The organism is Pseudoalteromonas sp. S3178, assembly GCF_005886985.1.
GTDB classification, from domain to species: Bacteria; Pseudomonadota; Gammaproteobacteria; order Enterobacterales; family Alteromonadaceae; genus Pseudoalteromonas; species Pseudoalteromonas carrageenovora.
The window spans coordinates 1-357 of the sequence record NZ_PNCW01000617.1 but is presented as its reverse complement, the minus strand read 5'-3'; the positions used below and the strand labels follow the sequence as shown (position 1 = coordinate 357).

General features: G+C 45.1%; 1 protein-coding gene. It reads right to left on the bottom strand.

All coding sequences use genetic code 11. The features are described from left to right. Window positions 1–357 (bottom strand): phosphopantothenoylcysteine decarboxylase domain-containing protein (locus CWC11_RS22470; protein ID WP_249330818.1); only part of this gene is annotated, 357 nt, incomplete at both ends.

Below are 357 nucleotides of genomic sequence, written 5' to 3'. Positions count from 1 at the left end.
TGTTTTTGAGTTTGGCTTTTGCGTACTGTTGGATATCTTGTGTTTCAGCTGCAAAGCCGACTGTGTATGGTCTATTTTCTTTAATCGCGGCAACGTGTGCGATCACGTCTGGATTTTTTACCATCGTGAGGGTTATTTCATCTCCTTGCTTTTTGATTTGGTGTTCTGCAATTGTCGCAGCTCTGTAATCAGCGACGGATGCACAGCCAATAAATACATCTGATTGGGGTGCTAATTGTAGTGCCGAATTTAACATGTCTCTTGCAGTTTCAATGGGGAATAGCGTTGCCCCTTCTGGTGCAGAGAGTGAAACTGGTCCACTTATCAGGTTAACGGTTGCACCGAGTTCAAGCGCCG